The sequence below is a fragment of the Thermococcus thioreducens genome (assembly GCF_002214545.1).
GTDB classification, from domain to species: domain Archaea; phylum Methanobacteriota_B; class Thermococci; order Thermococcales; family Thermococcaceae; genus Thermococcus; species Thermococcus thioreducens.
In genome coordinates, this window is record NZ_CP015105.1 from 1,749,808 (window position 1) to 1,768,864 (window position 19,057).

Genomic DNA, 19,057 nt, shown 5'->3' on the forward strand with positions numbered 1-19,057 from the left:
TAGGATGCAGTAAACCACTCAACCAGCCTTTGAGCAGGAAAGTGATACTTTTTTAAGGCTTAAAATCCATACTATATACTAGAATGAAACGGACGGTAACAGTCAAACTCCAGCCCTCAAAAACCCAAGAGAAAGCCCTTTTCGAGTTATCAGATATTAGCGCTAAGGCTTGGAACAGAGCAAACCACCTGAGGAGACAGGAATACTTTCAGGGAACCCCCATTGACTTCCTGAAAACTCAGAAAACCGTTTATGAGGAGTTTAAACGGGAAATCGGTTCAGTCACAGTCCAACAAATCTGTCGCAAAAACGCCGAGGCATGGCGTTCGTTTTTCTCCCTCCTGCGGAAGAAGCGGAATGGAGAACTCCCCAACTGGTTCAAACCAAAACCACCAAACTATCTCAAAGAAGATGGGAGGAGAAAAGCCTTAATCGTTCTCAGAAACGACCAGTACAGGATTGAGGGGAACAAGCTGGTTCTCAAAGGCCTTGGCAAATTCAAACGCCTTGAAATCCAGTTCAAGGGCAGAATTCATTTGAAAGGCAAGCGAGGGCGTTTAGAAATAACTTATGACGAGGTTAAACGCAAATGGTACGCTCACATCAGCGTTACGGTGAAGGAAAAACTCGAAGGCGGGGAGTGGATTGAATTCCCGAGAATTCCAAAGGGAAACCTCTCCGCTGGGATAGACTTGGGAGTGAACAACTTAATGGCCGTTTACGTGGAGAGTGGAGAAAGCTTTCTTGTGAATGGGAGACCTCTCAAAAGCATTGACTTCTACTGGCGGAGGAGAATAGCGGACTACCAGTCCAAACTCAATAAGAATGGAGCTAAAACAAGTAGGAAACTCAAAAGAATGCACGAGAGGGCCAAACTTCAGGCAAAGCACTACATTAACACTGCTGTGAGGCAAACTGTCAGGAGGCTTTACGAATTGGGAGTTTCTAAGATTGTGATCGGCTATCCTAAGGGAATAGCTCGGAACTCTGATAAGGGTAAGAAGCAGAATTTTATCCTCTCTCACGTCTGGCGGTTCAATTACATGATTAAACGCCTTACTGAAGTTGCTGAGGAGTATGGTATTCGGGTTTTGGTTGTTAATGAGGCTTTCACTTCGAAGACATGCCCCGTTTGTGGGAAGCCTCACAAAGGGGCTCGCTTTGTTAGAGGATTGTTTAAGTGTCCCGCAACGGGGCTTATCTTTAACGCGGATTTAGTTGGTGCTTTTAACATTTTGAGGAAGGTTGTGGAAACCATAACCCCGAACTTGGGTGGCCTATACGCCCAAGGGAGGGGTAACCGGCCTAAGACCGGGCCAGAGGGGCTCGAAGAACCCGTTTTAATGGGTTCCCTGATGAGAACCCCTCGAACCTCTCCGCATGGGGTTTAACCCCTCGCCATTGGCGGGGAGGGGGTCAGCCTTAAATATTTTCGAGCCTAAACCCTCTGGGTGGAATCATGTACCGCGTTGATTCTCCTGGAAGGGTCAATTTGATCGGGGAGCACACGGACTACGCGCTCGGCTACGTCATGCCGATGGCGATAGACCTCTACACGGTTCTGCACGCCCAGAAGAACGAGAGGGTTAGGGTTTACTCCCAGATTTTCCGTGAAGTGAAGGAGTTCGGTCTCGATGAAATCAGAAAAGCCAGCGACTGGGCGGACTACGTCAGGGGGATATTCTGGGTTTTGAGGGAGAACGGCCACCCCATAGGGGGGATGAAGGGAATCCTCGGCGGAGACCTGCCGATAGGCTCCGGGCTGAGCTCCTCGGCGAGCCTTGAGCTGGCCGTTTTAGCCTTTCTCAACGAGGCCTATGAGCTGAACCTCCCCCCGATAGAGATGGCCCTTCTCGCCCAGAAGGCGGAGAACGAGTTCGTCGGCGTCCCCTGCGGCATACTCGACCAGTTCGCGGTCGTCCACGGAAAGGAGGGGCACGTGATATTCCTCGACACTGACACCCTGGAGCATGAGTACATCAGGTTTCCGAAGGATGTGCAGGCTCTGGTGTTCTACACAGGCGTCAAACGGGAACTTGCGGGATCAGCCTACGGGGAGAGGAGGAATGTCGCGGAGGAAACGCTGAGGCTCTTGGGAAGGAGAACCTCCAAGGAGGTTGAGGAGAGCGACCTCAGGAGCCTTCCATCACTCTACCGGCGCTTCTTTGGGTATATAGTGAGGGAAAACAGGCGCGTCCTTGAGGCGAGGGACGCACTGCGGAACGGCGATATTGGAACCTTCGGCGAGCTGATGACGGTCTCGCACTGGGATCTCGCCAGAAACTACGAGGTCTCAAGCGAGGAGCTGGACTTCTTCGTGAGGAAGGCGATTGAACTCGGCGCCTACGGTGCCAAGCTGACTGGTGCCGGCTTTGGCGGGTCGGCAGTGGCCATAGTGCCCAGGGATCTGGCCCTGGATATAGCGATGAGGATCACCGATGAGTACATAAGGCACTTCAACTGGGAGCCGGACTACCACCTCGTCAGCCCGAGCGACGGGGTGAGCGTGAGGAGGGTCTGAGTTGATCGCTCTCCTCCTCCACGGCAACCTGCAGTACGCTGAGATACCAAAGGGGGAAATAGGGAGGGTCATCGAGAAGGCCTACTTGCCGGTTCTCTCGGCGCTCCTCAAAAGGGAGACCTCCTTCGCCCTCAACGTCACAGGCTTCACACTCGAACTCCTTCCGGGGGATGTGCTGGGGCTTCTACGCGATGGCATCGAATCGGGGCTGATAGAGGTAACCGGGACCGCCTACAGCCACGCGATACTGCCCTTCCTGAGCCTCGACAGGGTTGAAGCCCAGGTGAGGAGGGACAGGGAGGTAAAGGAGAACCTGCTCGAAGTCTCTCCAAAGCTCTTCTTCCCGCCGGAGCTGGCCTACGACCCGGTCCTGCCTGCCATACTTAGGGACAACGGCTATAGCGAAGTCTTCGTTGACGGAGAAGCCCTCATCCTCTCCAGCCACCTCAACAGGGCGATAAAGCCCGTGAAGCCCCTCTATCCCCACCTCATTAAAGCCCAGCGGGGCGAGGGCAACAGGTACGTCAACTACCTCCTCGGCCTGAGGGAGCTGAAAAAGTCGCTGGAACTAGTCTTTCCGGGCAAGGTGACCCTCAAAGCGGTTAAGGAGATCGAGGCGATACCGGTATGGGTGAACGTGAACACCGTTGTCATGCTCGGTGCCGGAAAGTTTCCCCTGATGAACCCGAGAAAGGCCGCGAAGTGGCTGGAAAACCTCGATGACATCATCCTCTACGGCACCGACATAGAGTTCCTCGGCTACCGTCCATTGGCGGACTACCTGATAACCGTCGATTCTTTCCTCGAAGTCTTTGATACCCTGGGAAGGGAGGTAAAGCTTCCGAGCGAGCTCCCCCACTCCGGAAGGAGGCTCTACCTGAGGACTTCGAGCTGGACTCCCGACAAAAGCCTCGCAATATGGAGCCTCGACGACGGTAACGCCAGGTTAAACTTCCTTTCGCGGAATCTGAGGGGAGAGAAGGCCTTCCTCGCAGAGAACAGCGATGCGAGGGGATGGGAGCCCCTGCCTGAGAGGAGGCTCGACGCGTTTAGGGCCATCTACGAAGCCTGGAGGGGTGGTGAATGGGAAACCTGAGAAACAGGCTCTCCATACTCCTTCTCGTCCTGATGGCGGCCTTCCTGATGGCCGACCAGAACCTGCTTCCCCCCAACTACCAGCAGATAATGGCCGAGTTCGGGATAAGCGAGACCCAGATGGGGCTCGTCTCGACGATATTCGTTGCAACGAGCGCCCTGATAACGATAGTCTGGGGTTTTCTCTCCGACATCAAGGGGAGGAAGAAGCTCCTCGTTGTGGGCGTTCTCCTCGGTGAGATACCCTGCTTCCTGACGGCCTTCGTCAGCAGCTACTACGAGCTCCTCCTCATGAGGCTCTTCACTGGGATTGGGGTCGGCTCCATAATCCCGATAGGATACTCCCTCATAGCAGACATGTTCCCGAGCGAGGAGCGCGGAAAGGGCTACGCCTTCATACAGACCGCCTTCGGCTTCGGAACCCTATTTGGCATGATAATGGCCGGCCTTATCGGGAGCTGGAGGCTCCCCTTCATCCTCGCCTCGGTTCCAAACTTCATTCTCGCGCCCCTCTTCTACGTTATAGCAGAGGAGCCCAAGAGGGGCGCCGGGGAGGAGGAGGTCAGGAAGCTCATCGAGATGGGAGTGGAGTACACCTACCGGCTGAGCTGGGAGGCCGTTAGAAAGTCCTTCAGGACGAAGACAAACCTCCTCATATTCCTCCAGGGCCTGGCCGGGACTGTCCCCTGGGGCGTCCTGATGTACTGGCTCGTCTCGTTCCTCATAGTGACGAGGGGGATGGCAAAGGAAACCGCGACCTTCGTTCTGCTGATCCTCGGAATAGCAACCGTGATAGGAACCCTCGTCGGAGGCTACGTCGGGGACTACTTCGAGAGGAGAAGCCCCGGGGGCAGGGCGCTGGTGACGGGGGCGGCAGTCTTCCTCGGGATGATAGCGGCGATTGGGGTCATAGTCTATCCGCTCCCACCGGAACTCTCCCTCAAGGGCTGGCTCGCACTAACGGTCTACTCGGTACTCTTCCTCCAGCTCGTCAGCTTCGCGGGACCGAACGTTACGGCGATAATCTCCCAGGTGAACCTCCCCGAGGACAGGGGGACGGTCTTTGGAGTGTTCAACATCATAGACAACGTCGGAAAGGCCCTCGGCCCGCTCTTCGGCGGGTTCCTAATCGAGGCGCTCAGAAAAGCGGGCTACACCAACGCCCAGGCCTACGAGTACACACTCATAATAGGCTCGCTCTTCTGGACGCTCTGCGCCCTCGTGTGGTTCTGGATAAGGCATCAGTATCCAAAGGACAGGGAGGAGGTCAGGGGGATACTCAGGAAGCGTACCTGGGAACTTTTGGGGGGTGATGTAGCTTGAAGCCTTTTCTCCTCGCCAGGGCTAAGCTCAGGGGGGTTTCGCCCGGCGAGTTCAGGGCGCTTTTGAAGGAAGCCCTGGGCTTCGACGTGGAAAGGCCCTTCGATGGCGTCAGAAGGATCCTCTGCGTCCAGCCGCATCCAGACGACTGCGAGCTCGCCGTTGGGGGAACGCTGGCGAAGCTCTCGCGGGAGGGAAGGGAGATAACCTACCTCACCCTCACGGACGGATCGGCCGGGAGCAGGGAGGTTCCGCCAGAGAAGCTGAAGGAAGTCCGGAGGGAGGAGCAGGAGAGGGCGGCGGAGATAATAGGCGTCAAGAAACTCCTCTGGCTCAACTACCATGATACGAGGCTCCCCCACAGCGGGGAGGTCAGGAATGAAATACTGCGGATAATCCGTTCGGAAAAGCCCCACCTCGTACTCGCTCCAGATCCATGGCTCCCATACGATGTCCATCCAGACCACAGGAACGCGGGGCTCTTAACCGGGGAGGCGGCCTTCTTCTCCGCCCTTCCAAGCGTCGGGGAGGGGGAGCCTTGGGAGGTGAGGCTCCTCGGCTTCTACTACACGGACAATCCAAACTACATTGAGGACATAGGAGATTTCCTCAAGCTCAAGCTGAAGGCCTTGAAAGCCCACAAGAGCCAGTTCGGGAGCGAGTGGAGTTCGTGGGAGGTCTTCGTGAAGAGCATAGCCAGGTTCTACGGGGAGATAGCGGGCTTCAAATACGGCGAGGGGCTGAAGATTCTCCCCACGGTTCTCTTCCACGCAAACCCGCTTGCGGGGGTGCTGTGAATGAGGGTAGCCTTCATCGGAGCCGGAAGCATATTCACCCCTCTGGGCCTCTACACGATAGCCACGAGCGAGGTTTTGAGGAACGCTGAGGTTTACCTCGTGGAGATAGAGGGCGAGCGGAGAAAGTTCATAACGGCCTTAGCGGAGAAGATAAAGAGGACCTTCAAGGCAGGCTTCAGAGTAACTCCTCTGCGTGACGTTTCGGAGCTTGAAAACTACGGCGTCGACTACGCGGTCATCTCCGTCGAGAAGGAGCGGTACGAACGCTGGAGGCTGGACTTCGAGATTCCCCATAGGTACGGCATCAGGCAGGTTCTCGGGGAGAACGGTGGTTTAGGTGGACTCTCCCACACGCTCCGCGTCGTCCCCTTGGTTTTAAGCATCGCCGGGGTCATTGAGGACATAAACCGGGATGCGCACACGTTTATCTACTCCAACCCCGAGCCGAGGGTGACCTACGCGGTTCTGAACTATACAAGCTTAAAAAACGTCTACGGCCTCTGCACGGGCTACCTTGAGAGGAAGGAAATGCTGGCCCCCTTGCTGAAGGCCGACGAGAGGGAGATAAGCCTCATCGCCGGCGGCCTGAACCACTTCACCTGGATAAGGGAGCTCCGCATTAACGGCGAGGATGCATATCCACAGCTTGACGAGGCCTTAAAGAAAAGGCCGGACTTCGAGCCTTTGAGCCAGCTTCTCTACCGGACGTACGGCCTATTCCCCTCGCCGGACGACAACCACATAGGGGAGTACCTGAGCTTCGCCTGGCCGCTGATTCCGGAGGAGAAAAAGGGGCTTAAATGGATAGAGAGAACCAGGAAGGAGGGGGATGAGGTAAGAAGGCTTTTGAGGCTGTTCCTCCGCGGTCTCGTCCCCAAGTTCGCCTTCAACCGCTTCGTTAAGTTCCCCGACGTTGCCATGAACGTCGTTGAGGGGCTTGAGGGCAGGGAAAAGCTCCAGGAGGCCATAAACGTCCCCAACAGGGACTACATCGACCTGCCTGGAGGCACGATAGTAGAGGTTCCGGCCGAGGTCTCGCCGAAGGGAGTGAAGCCGCTCCGCGTCGAGCTCCCGCGGGAGGCTTTAGCCCCTCTCAGAGTTCAGGCGGAGATACAGCGGTTATCTGCGGAGGCAGCGGTAGAAGGAAACGTTGAGAAGGTGATAAAAGCCGTGCTCCTCGACCCGGTCGTCCACAACGCCAAGGCTGGGCTGAGGGCCATGGCCGAGCTGATGAGGGCTCACCTCGACATGATGCCACAGTTCACTGAGGGTGATGTGGAAGAGATAAAGGGATTTATTCACCGGTGATATCATGAATGTCCCAGAGCAGGGGAGCCGGCCGTTCCACGAACTCCCTGGCAACTATGCCAGTATGAACCTCCCATCCGTCAAGTCCCATCAGGGCGGCTTTCCTCTCCAGGTCTTTTCTTATTCCCCAGACCTCTCTGGGGCCCAGTTTCCTCCACTTGACCTCAACAAGGAGGGCCTTTTTCTCTTTCTCGTCCAGGGCCACCAGGTCAACTTCTTCCCCCTTCCACCACCATCTCCCTATACGGGTGAACCTGAAGGGAAGCTTTCCATTTCTGTTGAGGAGCATGAGGTGCTGAAGGGCCACCTTCTCGTAAACCCTCCCCAGGTATAGGTTAAACTTTCTCCTGAAGTTCTCAAGAGGGACATCTGAGAGGCCGAGCTCTATCTCCTCCTTGAAGGGATAGACGAAGGAGTAGTAGAAGGCAAAGTAGTTGTCCGATAGACTGTACCTCGCCCCCTTCCTCCTCCTGGAAACCCCAGGAAGCACCGGGTATTCTTTCCTGACTATCTCCAGCTCCCCAAGGACAGAGAGATAACGGGAAAGTTTCGAGCCGTCTATTCCAGTTTTGGTTCTGATCTCGTTGAAGGACGTGTACCCAGAGGCTATCGCCTCAAGGATTGTGTTGTAAGTGCTCAGGTCCCTGAGCTCATAGCGCAGGAGAAGTTCAGCTTCTTCGTAGAGGTATCCCTTCCCGAAGAATTCCCGAATCACGTTCTCCTCCACCGATAAGGAGGGGTCAAAGCGAAGCAGGTACTCAGGAATACCGTCAAGAACGCCATATGCCCTAACCAGTTCCTCAGGAGAATAGCCCGGAAAGAACTCTCCAATGTGCCTGAACTCCAGGGGTTTAACCTTAATTGTCATGGTTCTTCTGCCATGGAGTGGACTTCCGTAGTCCGTGAGTCTCTTCATCATTGACACACTAGAACCGCACAGAATGATGCTCCCTCCCTCACCGAAGTCCCAGTACTCCTGAAGAAGACCCAGTATCCGGGGATAGTTCTTTACGAGTACCGGGAACTCGTCGAGAACCAGTACTGTTCCGCTAGCGCTCAGGAGATTAAAGAGTTCATCGAAGGAAGAAGGTGGGTACTCTAAGAATTTAATATCCCCCGTAACGCGGTAGAGCTTTTTAGAGAGGCTGACGAGCGTTTCTCTGGGCTCTTCCTCTTTGCATAAGTGGTACACGTGGGGAATGCCTTTCAGGGCCTCGATTATCAGTCTCGTCTTGCCTACCCTTCTCCGACCGTAAACTATGATGAGCGAGCGTTTTTTCAGGTACTCCCCCAGCTTCCGCAGCTCCTCAGAGCGGTTTACGAACTCTTGCATAATCATGGTTATATATTTGCGATTAGGCATTTAAAGTTTTTCCCAAAGGCCGTACTTCTCAAGCAGCCCGTCGCTTACTCCTCCGTTCTTTGCGATTTCGCCGTAGATGCGGGCGCTTTTTCTCGGCCTCCTCCCAAAGGTATCGTAGTCCACCTCGATCAGCCCGAACCTCGGCCTGAAGCCTTCAGCCCACTCGTAGTTGTCTATCAGCGACCAGTAGAAGTAGCCCCTCACGTCGATACCCTCTCTCAAAGCTTTGTGGACGTACTGGAGGTGCTGGACTATGAACTCGACGCGCCATTCGTCATCGAGCGTCGCTATTCCGTTCTCGGTGACGTAGAGCGGAAGGCCGTACTCTGAAAAGGCCTTTAATCCTTCGTAGATGCCCTTCGGATAGACGCTCCAGCCCATGTCAGTCTTTCTGCTCACGTTGGCGTCTTCAACGACGAAGCGTTTGAGCGGGTTTCTCGAAGCCCTGACCTTCATGATGTTGTAGTAGTTCATCCCGAGCCAGTCGAGGCTGCTTGCCGGAACGTCGAAGGTTCTCATGAAACCCCTGAATCCCCCGGTTAGGATTCCGTCAAGGAGCGAGCGGTTGAAGGTGTAGTCTATCTCGTCCCTCGCCTTTTTATCCCTCTCAGAATCTCTCGCCGGCACGAAGTGCGGGCGGTTCTTCACTATCCCGACCCTGAACTTGCCGTGAAGAATCTCGTAGGCGATGGCGTGGGCCCTGATCAGGTTTGCAGCGACCTTCTCGGCCTTCAGCGGGTTCCTCCTGAAGGGAGGCCACATCCCCTCGACGTATGAGGCCACGACGTAGACCATCGGCTCGTTGAAGGTCGCCACCAGCTCAACGCCCTCTATGTTGTCGGCTATCAGCTCAACGTAGCTCCTCCAGTGCTCAAGGTTGTCTTCCCTCTCAAAGCCTCCCCTGAGGGCGAACCAAGTTGGAAGTGTGAAGTGGTGGAGCGTGAGCATCGGGGTAATCCCGTTCTCTCTGAGCAGGTCGATTATCCCCTGGTAGCGCATTAACGCCTCCTCGTTTGGCCTTCCCTCCTCTGGAAAAATGCGACCCCATTCGATAGAAAAGCGATAGGCTTTATAGCCCAGCTCCGCCATCAGCTCGATGTCCTTCTCGTACAGCTCCCAGGAGTTGCAGGCCTTCCCTGCTGGCGGGAGCTTTCCCCTTTCAGCCCAGTACCACCAGTCGCTCCAGACGTTGTCACCCTCAATCTGGTAGGAAGACGTTGCCGTCCCGAAGAGAAATCCATCCGGAAACCTGAGCATTTCACTCCCCTACCCAGATCTGTCCAGGCATATTAATAAGTTTCTGACGCATATATTGAACAAAGTTGATATGAGGCGTGGCAAAGGCGATTGAAAGGTTTCGTTTTTCTGTGGAGAAATGCTGGAAGTGGCAAATGTGAGAAAAGATTTGTTACCGGTGGCTGTTCTTGCCACCCTGGTGATTGTAGCCCCTTTCGTGGAGGCCGATTTTGACCCGCCCGGTCAGCCTGCGGTTCAGGTAAACGTGTACTTTATAGGCATGTCCCTGAGCGAGGATATGGACGACGGTGCGAACGGATACGCGGACATAATCGGCACGTATAAGGTCACGCACAGCGGGCACGGCACCAAAGACGGAAAGATCGATATGTTCTACTACGACTGGGACACGCTGAAGGGCAAAAACGGCTACATAAAAAAGCGCCTGCTCTACAGCCACAAGGAGTGCTCCCCGATAAAGCCGATAACTGTTGAGGTGGGCATGGAGGAGCACAACACCATTTTTTCAAACACACAGCTCGGCTCGGGCTCCATAACGGTCACGAAGCCCGGGATATACGAGATAAAGCTGGACAAGGGGAAGGCTCTCATAGAGGTCAGGGTGACCCCGGCGGTTCTGTATTCCGAAAAATGCTCCTACTTCTACGACCAGCCCCCGGACTATGCGAGCAGCATTGTGACGAGCTCCGGCGGCTACATCTACGACTGGCAGCTTGCAAACATGATAAATATGTGGATAGCCAACAGGACGGGCTATGCGAACATGGTCTTCATATTCAGCCAGTGTTTCGGCGGAGGAATGATTGACGACCTTAAAGAAAAGCTGAAGGGGACTGGAGATGCGGCATTCTTGAGCGCTTCCAGACATAACGAAGCATCTTGGGGTCTCGCCGATGGATACACCCCTTCAAGCTGGCCGGAGATGGCAAAAAGAGGGTTTAAAAAAACCTGAAGGTTACTACCCGAAGGAAGTTGGAGAAGAGCTGGCGAGGACGGGTAAGGATGCCCCAACGATGAGAGAGATTGCCAGAAGAGCAGAGCAGCAGGATCCACGCGGCCCTTACGGGTTGGACTCTAAGGAAACCCCCCAGTACACCTCAATTGGAAAGGGCGACAGCATAAAGATAGGCAAAAAGGCCGACGGTTCAGATGTGGCGAGCAGGCATGCGATCCTCTTCGCCGGAAATGCAAACAGAAGAAGGCACTGGAACAATCTCCAGAGGATGTACGATGCCCTCAAGAAGCAGGGCTTCACCGACGGGGACATAATAGCCCTGGCTGGAAATGGAAAAACGATGCCCAACGGTACGAATGTGCCGAGTTATGTGGACGGACCCGGAACCAAAAAGGCCCTCTACGAGGCGATTGTGAACGTCAGCAAAAAGATGAACAAAAACGAGCAGCTGGTGTTCTGGGTTTCCGACCACGGGAACAGGGAGAGAATAGAGAATTCGCTGATAAAGTCCATACTCGACCCCGTGAGACAGCCCGTCCCCCCAAAGCGAACGGCTAAAAGGCCGGGACAGATTTCGTGGGACCTGGATGAGGAGTTTTTGAAGGTCGTAAAGCTTGACCCGAACAACCAGCCCTACGTGAGCATACTCGTGGAGGCGACGCCGGAGGTTGCGGAGTACGGGGAAAAGATGTTCAGGAACATAGTGCTCTATATGAACGGGCAAATGCTGGAGCTAACAATGGTGGAGCCCATTATTGCCTATGACGATGAGCCGGACCTGGATGCCTTTGAGCTCGTCTACTACGTGGACGAGGGGCTTCTCACTCAGGAGAACCTCATCGAGGTCGCGTGGCTGGGAGAACCAGAGGAGTTCATCAAGTACTCCATAACCGGGCTCATGATAAGCACGGGGGGCGTGAACGAGTTTGAGTACCCCGGAGACGAGGACGCTCCACGCTACGAGCCGACACTCTTTGACCGCCTAAGGGATTACGTGGACGTTTACAACGAAAACCTGGGAGAAATGCCTGGATTCATCGGAATGCTGGCCGGCAACGAGAGGATTGCGCTGGAGATTGCCCTGGATAACAGCAGCGTTCTGAACATCGGCGTCGTAACGTCCGAGGGCAGAATAACCGAGTTTTCGGAGGGCAAACTCGAAGACCCGACCCTGAGGGTGTGGACCGACGAGAGCACAGTCAACGCCATTCTTGACTCAGATGACCCGGCGGGAAGTGCGTTCTATGCCCTCAAGCGCGGATACATCAGGTACTCTGGTGTTGGGACAATAAAGAAGCTCAGGGTTGCAGGGGTAAAGGTCATCATAAGGATTTACCGCATCGCCGAAGTTATGGGGGATATCGTGGGGTGAGGCTACAGCTCCAGCCCCGCCCCCTCGTTGACCTTCCTCCAGCTCCGCCCAAAGAAGAAGGGAAGCTTTCCGGGCTTTACGATCTTCTCCCACCTTTCGAGGAGCTTAGCCTCCTCCCTGAAGGCCCACTCCGTCAGAGCTCTCATATCCTCGGGAGTTTTCTCAATCTCCCGCGCCCTTTCTATTATCTCGGCCTGCAGTCTGTCCCTCTCGCGGGCGAAGTCCTCGATGTGGCTCCGGTAGTTCGTCAGGAACCTCCTGTGGAAGGCCTCGAAGCGCCACCAGTAGGTCTCGGGGTCGTATTTGTCCATTGGGGTTTTTCCGAGGTCCGGAAGACCGCCCTCTAAGCTCACCGGCTTGAAGATGCTCAGGCAGGGGTTTGAGGTGCCAGTGAACCAGTGGATGCCCTTCCCAAGCTCGGAAACCTGGGAAGAAGCAGTCTGAGACGGCCTCGTTAAGCCCCCGTAGTGCATGCAGATGTCCCTCATCGAGCCCTTCTCCGGGCGGTAGGGCTCAGAGGAGTGGGAGCGCAGAAGGGACATCATGTATTCGAGCGTTATCTTGCCCGCCCTCTCCTTTAGTTTCGCCAGCGTGAAGGCCCTCCTCTCCCTGCCCCGGGCGAAGTGGGTGTAAAACCTGTCCGAGAAGTGTTTCGCGAAGCTGAAGGATCCATTTCTCGCGAGGGCCTCTATTCCTTCCGACGCCATGTCCCAGTCATTCCCAATCGTGAGGGCGTTGGATATAGAATAGACTCCCTCGATTTTCTTTGCCGCCCATTCCTTTCCGACCGTCTCAAGAACCCACGCCTCCTTTGGGTCGGCTATTACGAAGGAGCTGAAGTAGTAGAGCCCGTGGCTTTTGCTCCCGTTTCCACCCTGTAAGCCATCCTCAACGATACCGGTTATGAACTCCAAAGCCTCTTTCGCGCTCTTCGTCCGTTCAAGGGCGAGGCGTATCATGTCCATTCCGGTTATCCCCTTCTCAGGCACCCTGACCTTCGTGAAGACCGCTGTGTTGCCTATCGCCAGCTCGAACTCGTTCACGCCCATCTCTGCCCCCCACATCCACCAGGGGCGGGAGAGTATCACCGCGTAGGTCTCCTTCACCTGCGGAAAGTCCACGTAGGTTAACCTGACCATCTCCTCCCTGTGCCTGATCCTCGGTATAAGCTCAAGTATCTGAGCCTCGTTCGGCTCGCGGTCGCTGTTCTTGGCGAAGAGAGTTATTCCCTCCTCGGTGGCCTCGGGAGTGGCCACGAGAATATCGCACATACTTCCACCCGTGAACTTTTTGGAGAGAACATATAATAGGCTTTCCCCGTGGGAAATACCAACAATATATTCCCAACGCTCCTACAAAACAGATTACGGGATTCAGAGTGCATTCGGCGGGCCGTTTATGGATACCCTCCCCCCTTCTATCTCAAATTCACAGAAGCCTGTGCTTCCTTTTGGAGATTTCTTTACACGCATTACAAGGGTCACTTTAAAGCCCTTTACTATTTCAGTGATATCGAGGATGTGTGTGGCGAGGTTCTCAAACACGGCCATGTCCCTTTCGTCCACATTGCGCTTGTCCACAGTCATGATCAGGATAATCTTTTTCTTCTGGACGGTGCTGACGGGGTCCTCCATGAACATGAAAACCGCCTCTCTGGGACGGAGAAGGAAGAGGACATCGAGGCGGATGGCGACCAAAACCGAGCCTTCCGGAAGCTCTCTGATGTGGTGAAGTATTTCATAAAGGCGCTCTGCGTGGACATCCTCTCCCAGAACCATCACTTCGGTACCCTCGGCGGGAAGGACTCTTTTTTCTGATGCCCCCTTTGGGAGAATTATGGAGACGTTCCTTTTTTCCCTGTTATTCAAAATGACCTCTGAAAGCAACTCGACCCCGAGGCTTCCCACGGTCTCTATAAGGAAAACATCACCTTCCCTGACCTCACCCATAACCCTGTCGAGTTTAGGGACACCCAGGAGCATGAAATCACCTTGCGTAAAGGCTCTCAGAAGAATACACCTCTATCCCCCTGCTGGTAAAGCCGTATGGCCTTATGTCTTCATCAAATGCACTGCCCCTGAACTTGAGGATCTGTATTCCCCTTACGGCCCGCCCCTTGACGCCGTACCTTCTAAGTTCGATCACACCGCTGGTAAGGTAGTCCTCCACGTCGGGAGTCCCGCCCAAAATGCTTGAGGTTATTATGACCGTCACATCGTGGTGCATAAATACCTTCAGGAACTCCAGGAACGCCTTCCGGTACTCAAGCTCATTCTTTGCGGTAAGTCTCAGCATTGTTATGGGATCCACAGCGACCCTGCGGATGTTGTTCTCGCGTATTTTTTCCTCCACTGCGGCGGACAGTCTTTCAAAGCCCTGGGCAAATTTTTCATAGTATACATCCTCGAATATATGCGTCTTTTTGCCCACAGGGGTCGCGTCAATCCCGTGGAAAAGGGGATCGTCCAGGCGAAAACCAAACGCCCGCATGTCCCTCTCAATAAGGGCAAGGGGCTCCTCAAAGGTTATGTAGAGCACGTTTTCTCCGTTTCTCACCCCTTCCATAAGGAACTGAATGGAAAGGGTCGTCTTTCCGAGCCCGGGTTCTCCCCTAACGAGGTACGCCCTTCCAGAGATTACCCCGCCGTTCAACATCTTGTCAAGCCCGGGTATCCCCGTGGATACCCTCTCAACATCCACCACTAACCACCGGAGGGGTTTTCTATATTGTCATATATAAAGATTTTCCAGCCCATATAAAAATTTCAACGTCTCTCTATCGAATTCTGTTCAAAAGCATTCACAAAACTATGCACTCCAGTGGAACTTTTTTCACAATGCGCACATTCCTCCCGGCTTTGTAGACCATCAGGCCCCTTTTTCTCAGACACTCGGCATCTATAATTAAAATAACAACGTCCATCCCGTGCCTCCTGCCGGTTTCGAGGGCATCTTCCCTGCTCGTGCTCAGGTGAACGAACTGCCTCTCCATCGGCTTCAAGCCCTCCCTCAGAATCCGCTCAAGGTTCCTCCTCGGCGTGCCGTGGTAGAGGACTCTTGACTCCCTGTCATCCTCGTGGTTGAGCTTGACTTCAAAGCTGTGGCCGTAGCGGGCACGGATTTTGTTTCCTCTAATCTCGTAGAGCCCCTTCGGATCATTCTCAACAATCTCCCTTACGAACTCCTCCGTAACGCCTGGATAGACCGTCCGGAGCACCCTGATTAACTCGTCAATAGGGACGAAGCCCTCTACGTCCGGCTTGAGCCCGAACTCCTCTGGAGAATGCCGCAGAATGTATGCCATCAGCCTGCTGACCTTAACCCTCGACGGCATGGAGAAAAGTTGGGAATGAAAAATAAAAAAACCTCACGGCAGTTCTATTACCGCCCACACCGGCCTGTGGTCTGACACTAGGACGTCGCAGAGGCAGCCGTAGTCCTTCACCTCAGCCGGCCAGTCCTTTTTGAGCAGGATGTAGTCGATGTCCTCCCTGTCAACCACCCCGTTGCGCTCCCAGAGGAAGGTGTAGGGCGGCCTCTCGGAGAAAGCGTCGCGGTAGTCGCGGGTGAGTATCTCTATGGCCCTCTCGTCCGGCTCGGCGTTGGTGTCGCCGGCTATTATCTGAGCCACCGGTGAGCCCTCGGCGAACTTAAGTAACTCCTCCGCCTGCATCGCCCTTTCCTCCTCGCTGAGCCCCATGTGGACGTTCACTATGGTAAGCCCAAGCTCATCTATGGAGACCTTCTGGGCCGGCCTCGCCTGGCCGACACTCTCAAGGTTGAGCTCGCCAACGGTATTCATGTGCCAGTGTGAGAAGACCGCTATACCGTAGGTTCCCTCAACGGCCGGCTTGTACTCGTAGGCGTAGCCGAGGTGGGCCGAGACGAAGAGGGGCACGTCCTGGTAGGCGTTTGCGATCATCCCGCCGACAACTTCCTGGCCAAGCCAGATGTCAGGCCTCTGCTCTGACAGGAGATTAACCAGTTCGTAGCCGTTGAAGGTTCCGTCGTAGGGGCCGAAACCCTGGTGGACGTTGTAGGTCCAGATCAGGACGTCTTTCTTAGCGTTCGCATAAACAGGCCCCGCATTGAAGAGCGCCAGAACGATGACAGAGGCAATGGTGAGGCCGGCGAGGGGGCCGGCTATCTCCCTTGCGCTTGGAAGGCTCACCCCGACGTTCTTCCCATAGGCACTGAGGGCGTAAATTACCGAGGTAGCCAGGATAAGGGCCTCAAGCCTGTCCTCCATAAAAGGTAGACCGATGTCCCTGCCCACGTAGGCGCCTATCGCGAGCGTAGCAACGAGGAACAGATAGAATGCCCCGATGACTCCCCCTCTGCTCCCCTTCGCGCTCTCAACGAGGGCGATGGCTGAGGCCAAGGCTATGGGCAGGCCGACCAGAGAGAAGGGCTTGAGGAATAGCGTCGCCGAGCCGATTATCAGGAGCGCCATCGCGACCGTCGGCTTCCTCGCCAGGTGCGGGCCGAGCAGAATCGCCAAGGCCACGAGGAGGGAGAAGCCGATGAACTCCGGGAGGTAATAGACGGTCATTCCCGAGTAGCGCATCACCGCGTTGGGGTAGATGAGCCCGAGCTCGATGAGAGCGGCGAAAGCGTAGAGGCCGAAGCCCGGCTTCTTGAGCGTTCCAGGCTCGTTCCAGAGGGCGTAGGCCCCCAGGAACAGGAAGAGCGCCAGGATAACCCTCGTGTACGGAAAGTCAGCCGGCTCGGCACCGACAGCCAGGACGCGGAGGCTCAGGTCAGCGACGAGCCCCATGGTCAGATACTTCACGTCCAGCTCCTTGACGAGCGCAAGGGCCACCGGCAAGGCAAAAGCCGCTACGAGGTGCGTGTATTCGGTCGCATCGGTTATCAGGACGGCTGTTGCGTAGGCCGCTGTTAGGGCTGCGCCGGCTTTTCTGCTCATCCTTCCGACGAGGAACGCAGCGATAAGGAGCATGAGGATTCCAAGCCCGGATGGAAAGCTCATCCCGTAGAAGAAAGTCTTTTCAAGGCTTGAGTATGCCCCCGCCACAAAGATTCGGAGGGATGAAGCCAGCAGGACGCCGGTTCCGAGGCCAAGCAGTATCCTATTCCGCTCATCGATCTTCATACCATCACCTAACCCCCAAGTTCACGGGGGTGAACTTAAAGTTTGCTGAAAATTGGAGAGAAAAGCCATCAGCGGAGCCTTCTAAGGGCCATCTCGGCGGCGATGCTTATCGGGTCGATGGTCGGGCTCACCGGTGGGGCGTAGGCTGTTTCGAGGTAAACGACGTCCTCCACCGTTGCATCCTCCTGGGCTAAAGCAGAGAGGGTCATTATCCTGCCCCACACCCTTTCCCCACCGACTATCTGGGCGCCGATGAGCTTTCTATCTGACTTCCTGAAGATGACCTTGACCGTTATGGGCTTTCCGCCGGGGTAGTACTCGGGCTTCGTTGAGCCCTTGAACCTGCCGACGGCTATCTCGATGCCCGCTTTCTTGGCCCTCTCCTCTGTTATTCCGAAGGTGCCTATTTCGAGGCCGAAGAGCTCTGTAATGGCTGTGTTGAAGACCGGCTTAAATGAGACGTCTTTTCCGGCTATGTGCTCCGCTGCAACCTTTGCCATCCTCACAGCTGAAGTTCCGAGCTGGCTGAGCGTCCTTTCTCCGGTTACAGCATCTATCACCTCGGCGCAGTCGCCTATCGCGTAGATGTCAGGGTCGCTGGTCTGGAGGTGCTCGTTGACGACTATGCCCCAGTGCACGTCGAGGCCGGCCGCCTTTGCGAGGTCGACGTTTGCCCTGACGCCAGTGGCGACGAGGACGAGGTCAGCCGGAACCTCCTCGTCGCCTATTCTAACAGCCCTGACCGGACTGCCAATTATCTCGCTGACCCCAACGCCGAAGCGGAAGGAAACTCCGTTGGCTTCCATCTCCCTCTGGACGAGCTTGGCGGTATCTTTGTCAAGCATCGCCGGCATTAGGCGATCCATAAGCTCAACGACCAGAACCCCCATGCCGAGCTTCGCGAAGGCCTCGGCCCCTTCGAGGCCGATTAGGCCGGCCCCGATTACAACGGCTTTCTTCGGCTTCCTCTCGGCGATGTATGCCTTTATCTCCCTCACGTCGTCGAGGCTCTTGAGCGTGAAAACCCCCTCGTTCTCGACGCCCTTTATCGGGGGGACGAATGCCTTCGAACCAACTGCCAAAACAAGCTTGTCGTAAGGGACTTCGCCCTTGTCGGTTATGACGACCTTCCTCCCGCGGTCTATGGATTTGACCTCCGTTCCGAGCATGAGCTGGATTTTCTGCCTCTCGTAGAACTCGTTCGGGAAGACGATGACATCTTCGGGCTTCTCGATGGTTCCGCTTATCACGTGCGGCAAAGCGCATGGTGAATACTGCATCGTTGGTTCCTTTCCGATGACGATGATTTCGGCCTTCCTGTCGAGCTTGCGCATGAACAGCGCGAAGTTGCTTCCGGCTGTTCCAGAACCCACAACGACGATTTTCATGAGCACCACCGGAGGGAGAAGGGCGAGGAGGTATAAAAAGTTGGCTTTAACCGAAGGTTGTCAGCGGTACGCCCTTTCGCGGGGTTCAACCTTCAAGATAACAACGGTATCCTCGTCCCAGTGAACGGTGTAGAGAACCCGATAGCTGCCAAGCCTAACGCGATACGCTCTGTCCGAACCGCGCATCTTCTTAACGTCGAAGCTTTCCACCGGAACCGGGTTGATTTTTAGTGCCTCCACGAGCTCGGCAAAACGATTTAGGTGGGCTGGAGGAAGGTTTCTTATTCCTTTCTCGGCATTTTTGCCGATGATTACTCTAAAGCTCATAGGCCGAGCTCCTTCTTTAGCTCTTCCCAGTCTTTTCCGCTCTCAAGTGCTTCCCTTTCGAGTGCCTCGATTTCCTCAGGGCTCTCACCCTCTTCCTCCTCAACGAGCCTCGCCTTGAGCATGAGGAGGGCCTTTTCCATCTCGTCGAGCCTCTTCTTCATCTCGCGGATATCGTAGAGGAGAACGTTTATCGGGTCGGATTCCATGCTCCCACCGTTTCCAACTATGTGCCGGAAATATA

General features: G+C 55.2%; 17 protein-coding genes and 1 pseudogene. 8 read left to right on the forward strand and 10 right to left on the reverse strand.

All coding sequences use genetic code 11. The features are described from left to right. The first annotated feature begins 83 nt into the window (after positions 1–83). The 6 genes from A3L14_RS09745 to A3L14_RS09770 all read left to right on the forward strand — a co-directional run bounded on the left by A3L14_RS09745 (position 84) and on the right by A3L14_RS09770 (position 7,041). The gene (locus A3L14_RS09745) at positions 84–1,391 is read left to right on the forward strand and encodes an RNA-guided endonuclease InsQ/TnpB family protein (protein WP_055428917.1); all 1,308 of its coding nucleotides are present in this window, start codon (positions 84–86) and stop codon (positions 1,389–1,391) included. A 68-nt stretch (positions 1,392–1,459) separates the two neighbouring features. Beyond that, entirely contained in the window at positions 1,460–2,521 is a 1,062-nt protein-coding gene (locus A3L14_RS09750) for a galactokinase (protein ID WP_055428918.1), read from the forward strand. 1 nt (position 2,522) lies between these two features. Further along, positions 2,523–3,617 (forward strand): polysaccharide deacetylase family protein, encoded by a 1,095-nt coding sequence (locus tag A3L14_RS09755; RefSeq protein WP_055428919.1) that lies wholly within the window; start codon positions 2,523–2,525, stop codon positions 3,615–3,617. Next, positions 3,605–4,939, forward strand: a complete 1,335-nt coding sequence (locus tag A3L14_RS09760) for an MFS transporter (protein ID WP_055428920.1) — start codon at positions 3,605–3,607, stop codon at positions 4,937–4,939. Before A3L14_RS09755 ends, A3L14_RS09760 begins: the two co-directional genes overlap by 13 nt. After that, on the forward strand, positions 4,936–5,733 hold the full coding sequence (locus A3L14_RS09765) for a PIG-L deacetylase family protein (protein WP_074631500.1): 798 nt from the start codon (positions 4,936–4,938) through the stop codon (positions 5,731–5,733). The genes A3L14_RS09760 and A3L14_RS09765 overlap by 4 nt, the downstream gene beginning before the upstream one ends. Continuing rightward, positions 5,734–7,041, forward strand: a complete 1,308-nt coding sequence (locus A3L14_RS09770) for a family 4 glycosyl hydrolase (protein ID WP_055428922.1) — start codon at positions 5,734–5,736, stop codon at positions 7,039–7,041. On the opposite strand, the gene A3L14_RS09775 is transcribed toward A3L14_RS09770, so the two are convergent. Together A3L14_RS09775 and A3L14_RS09780 are read right to left on the reverse strand one after the other, a co-directional pair. Beyond that, entirely contained in the window at positions 7,028–8,380 is a 1,353-nt protein-coding gene (locus tag A3L14_RS09775; RefSeq protein WP_055428923.1) for an ATP-binding protein, read from the reverse strand. The genes A3L14_RS09770 and A3L14_RS09775 overlap by 14 nt on opposite strands. Positions 8,381–8,404: 24 nt before the next feature. After that, a complete protein-coding gene (locus A3L14_RS09780) occupies positions 8,405–9,661 on the reverse strand; it encodes a glycoside hydrolase family 1 protein (protein ID WP_055428924.1) in 1,257 nt (418 codons plus the stop codon). A gap of 178 nt (positions 9,662–9,839) precedes the next feature. Between A3L14_RS09780 and A3L14_RS09785 the strand changes: the two genes are divergently transcribed. Both A3L14_RS09785 and A3L14_RS09790 read left to right on the forward strand, forming a co-directional pair. Continuing rightward, the gene (locus A3L14_RS09785) at positions 9,840–10,613 is read left to right on the forward strand and encodes a hypothetical protein (RefSeq protein ID WP_143597825.1); all 774 of its coding nucleotides are present in this window, start codon (positions 9,840–9,842) and stop codon (positions 10,611–10,613) included. Further along, entirely contained in the window at positions 10,555–11,988 is a 1,434-nt protein-coding gene (locus A3L14_RS09790) for a hypothetical protein (protein WP_143597826.1), read from the forward strand. Before A3L14_RS09785 ends, A3L14_RS09790 begins: the two co-directional genes overlap by 59 nt. Positions 11,989–11,990: 2 nt before the next feature. On the opposite strand, the gene A3L14_RS09795 is transcribed toward A3L14_RS09790, so the two are convergent. The 8 genes and pseudogenes from A3L14_RS09795 to A3L14_RS09830 all read right to left on the reverse strand — a co-directional run bounded on the left by A3L14_RS09795 (position 11,991) and on the right by A3L14_RS09830 (position 19,022). Further along, complete coding sequence (locus A3L14_RS09795; RefSeq protein ID WP_055428927.1) at positions 11,991–13,259, reverse strand: C69 family dipeptidase; 1,269 nt, start codon at positions 13,257–13,259, stop codon at positions 11,991–11,993. Positions 13,260–13,361: 102 nt separating this feature from the next. Further along, the gene (locus A3L14_RS09800) at positions 13,362–13,970 is read right to left on the reverse strand and encodes a hypothetical protein (RefSeq protein WP_088886131.1); all 609 of its coding nucleotides are present in this window, start codon (positions 13,968–13,970) and stop codon (positions 13,362–13,364) included. A 4-nt stretch (positions 13,971–13,974) separates the two neighbouring features. After that, positions 13,975–14,697, reverse strand: a pseudogene (locus tag A3L14_RS09805) (RAD55 family ATPase); the annotation flags it as partial. A 91-nt stretch (positions 14,698–14,788) separates the two neighbouring features. Beyond that, positions 14,789–15,322 (reverse strand): RNA 2'-phosphotransferase, encoded by a 534-nt coding sequence (locus A3L14_RS09810; protein WP_055428929.1) that lies wholly within the window; start codon positions 15,320–15,322, stop codon positions 14,789–14,791. Between the two features lie 33 nt (positions 15,323–15,355). Next, positions 15,356–17,101, reverse strand: coding sequence for an endonuclease/exonuclease/phosphatase family protein (locus A3L14_RS09815; RefSeq protein WP_055428930.1), 1,746 nt, complete (start codon positions 17,099–17,101; stop codon positions 15,356–15,358). A gap of 68 nt (positions 17,102–17,169) precedes the next feature. Then, the gene (locus A3L14_RS09820) at positions 17,170–18,489 is read right to left on the reverse strand and encodes an NAD(P)/FAD-dependent oxidoreductase (protein ID WP_055428931.1); all 1,320 of its coding nucleotides are present in this window, start codon (positions 18,487–18,489) and stop codon (positions 17,170–17,172) included. Positions 18,490–18,549: 60 nt separating this feature from the next. Continuing rightward, the gene (locus tag A3L14_RS09825; protein WP_055428932.1) at positions 18,550–18,816 is read right to left on the reverse strand and encodes a type II toxin-antitoxin system RelE family toxin; all 267 of its coding nucleotides are present in this window, start codon (positions 18,814–18,816) and stop codon (positions 18,550–18,552) included. Further along, a complete protein-coding gene (locus A3L14_RS09830) occupies positions 18,813–19,022 on the reverse strand; it encodes a hypothetical protein (protein ID WP_055428933.1) in 210 nt (69 codons plus the stop codon). The genes A3L14_RS09825 and A3L14_RS09830 overlap by 4 nt, the downstream gene beginning before the upstream one ends. Positions 19,023–19,057 lie beyond the last annotated feature (35 nt).

Excerpts from the sequence above, each read along its gene's own strand:
- A3L14_RS09750 (WP_055428918.1), top strand. The coding sequence starts at position 1,460 with ATGTACCGCGTTGATTCTCCTGGAAGGGTCAATTTGATCGGGGAGCAC.
- A3L14_RS09810 (WP_055428929.1), bottom strand. The coding sequence starts at position 15,322 with ATGCCGTCGAGGGTTAAGGTCAGCAGGCTGATGGCATACATTCTGCGG.
- A3L14_RS09815 (WP_055428930.1), bottom strand. The coding sequence starts at position 17,101 with ATGAAGATCGATGAGCGGAATAGGATACTGCTTGGCCTCGGAACCGGC.
- A3L14_RS09825 (WP_055428932.1), bottom strand. The coding sequence starts at position 18,816 with ATGAGCTTTAGAGTAATCATCGGCAAAAATGCCGAGAAAGGAATAAGA.
- A3L14_RS09820 (WP_055428931.1), bottom strand. The coding sequence starts at position 18,489 with ATGAAAATCGTCGTTGTGGGTTCTGGAACAGCCGGAAGCAACTTCGCG.
- A3L14_RS09760 (WP_055428920.1), top strand. The coding sequence starts at position 3,605 with ATGGGAAACCTGAGAAACAGGCTCTCCATACTCCTTCTCGTCCTGATG.
- A3L14_RS09745 (WP_055428917.1), top strand. The coding sequence starts at position 84 with ATGAAACGGACGGTAACAGTCAAACTCCAGCCCTCAAAAACCCAAGAG.
- A3L14_RS09830 (WP_055428933.1), bottom strand. The coding sequence starts at position 19,022 with ATGGAATCCGACCCGATAAACGTTCTCCTCTACGATATCCGCGAGATG.
- A3L14_RS09770 (WP_055428922.1), top strand. The coding sequence starts at position 5,734 with ATGAGGGTAGCCTTCATCGGAGCCGGAAGCATATTCACCCCTCTGGGC.
- A3L14_RS09790 (WP_143597826.1), top strand. The coding sequence starts at position 10,555 with ATGGATACACCCCTTCAAGCTGGCCGGAGATGGCAAAAAGAGGGTTTA.
- A3L14_RS09795 (WP_055428927.1), bottom strand. The coding sequence starts at position 13,259 with ATGTGCGATATTCTCGTGGCCACTCCCGAGGCCACCGAGGAGGGAATA.
- A3L14_RS09800 (WP_088886131.1), bottom strand. The coding sequence starts at position 13,970 with ATGCTCCTGGGTGTCCCTAAACTCGACAGGGTTATGGGTGAGGTCAGG.
- A3L14_RS09780 (WP_055428924.1), bottom strand. The coding sequence starts at position 9,661 with ATGCTCAGGTTTCCGGATGGATTTCTCTTCGGGACGGCAACGTCTTCC.
- A3L14_RS09775 (WP_055428923.1), bottom strand. The coding sequence starts at position 8,380 with ATGATTATGCAAGAGTTCGTAAACCGCTCTGAGGAGCTGCGGAAGCTG.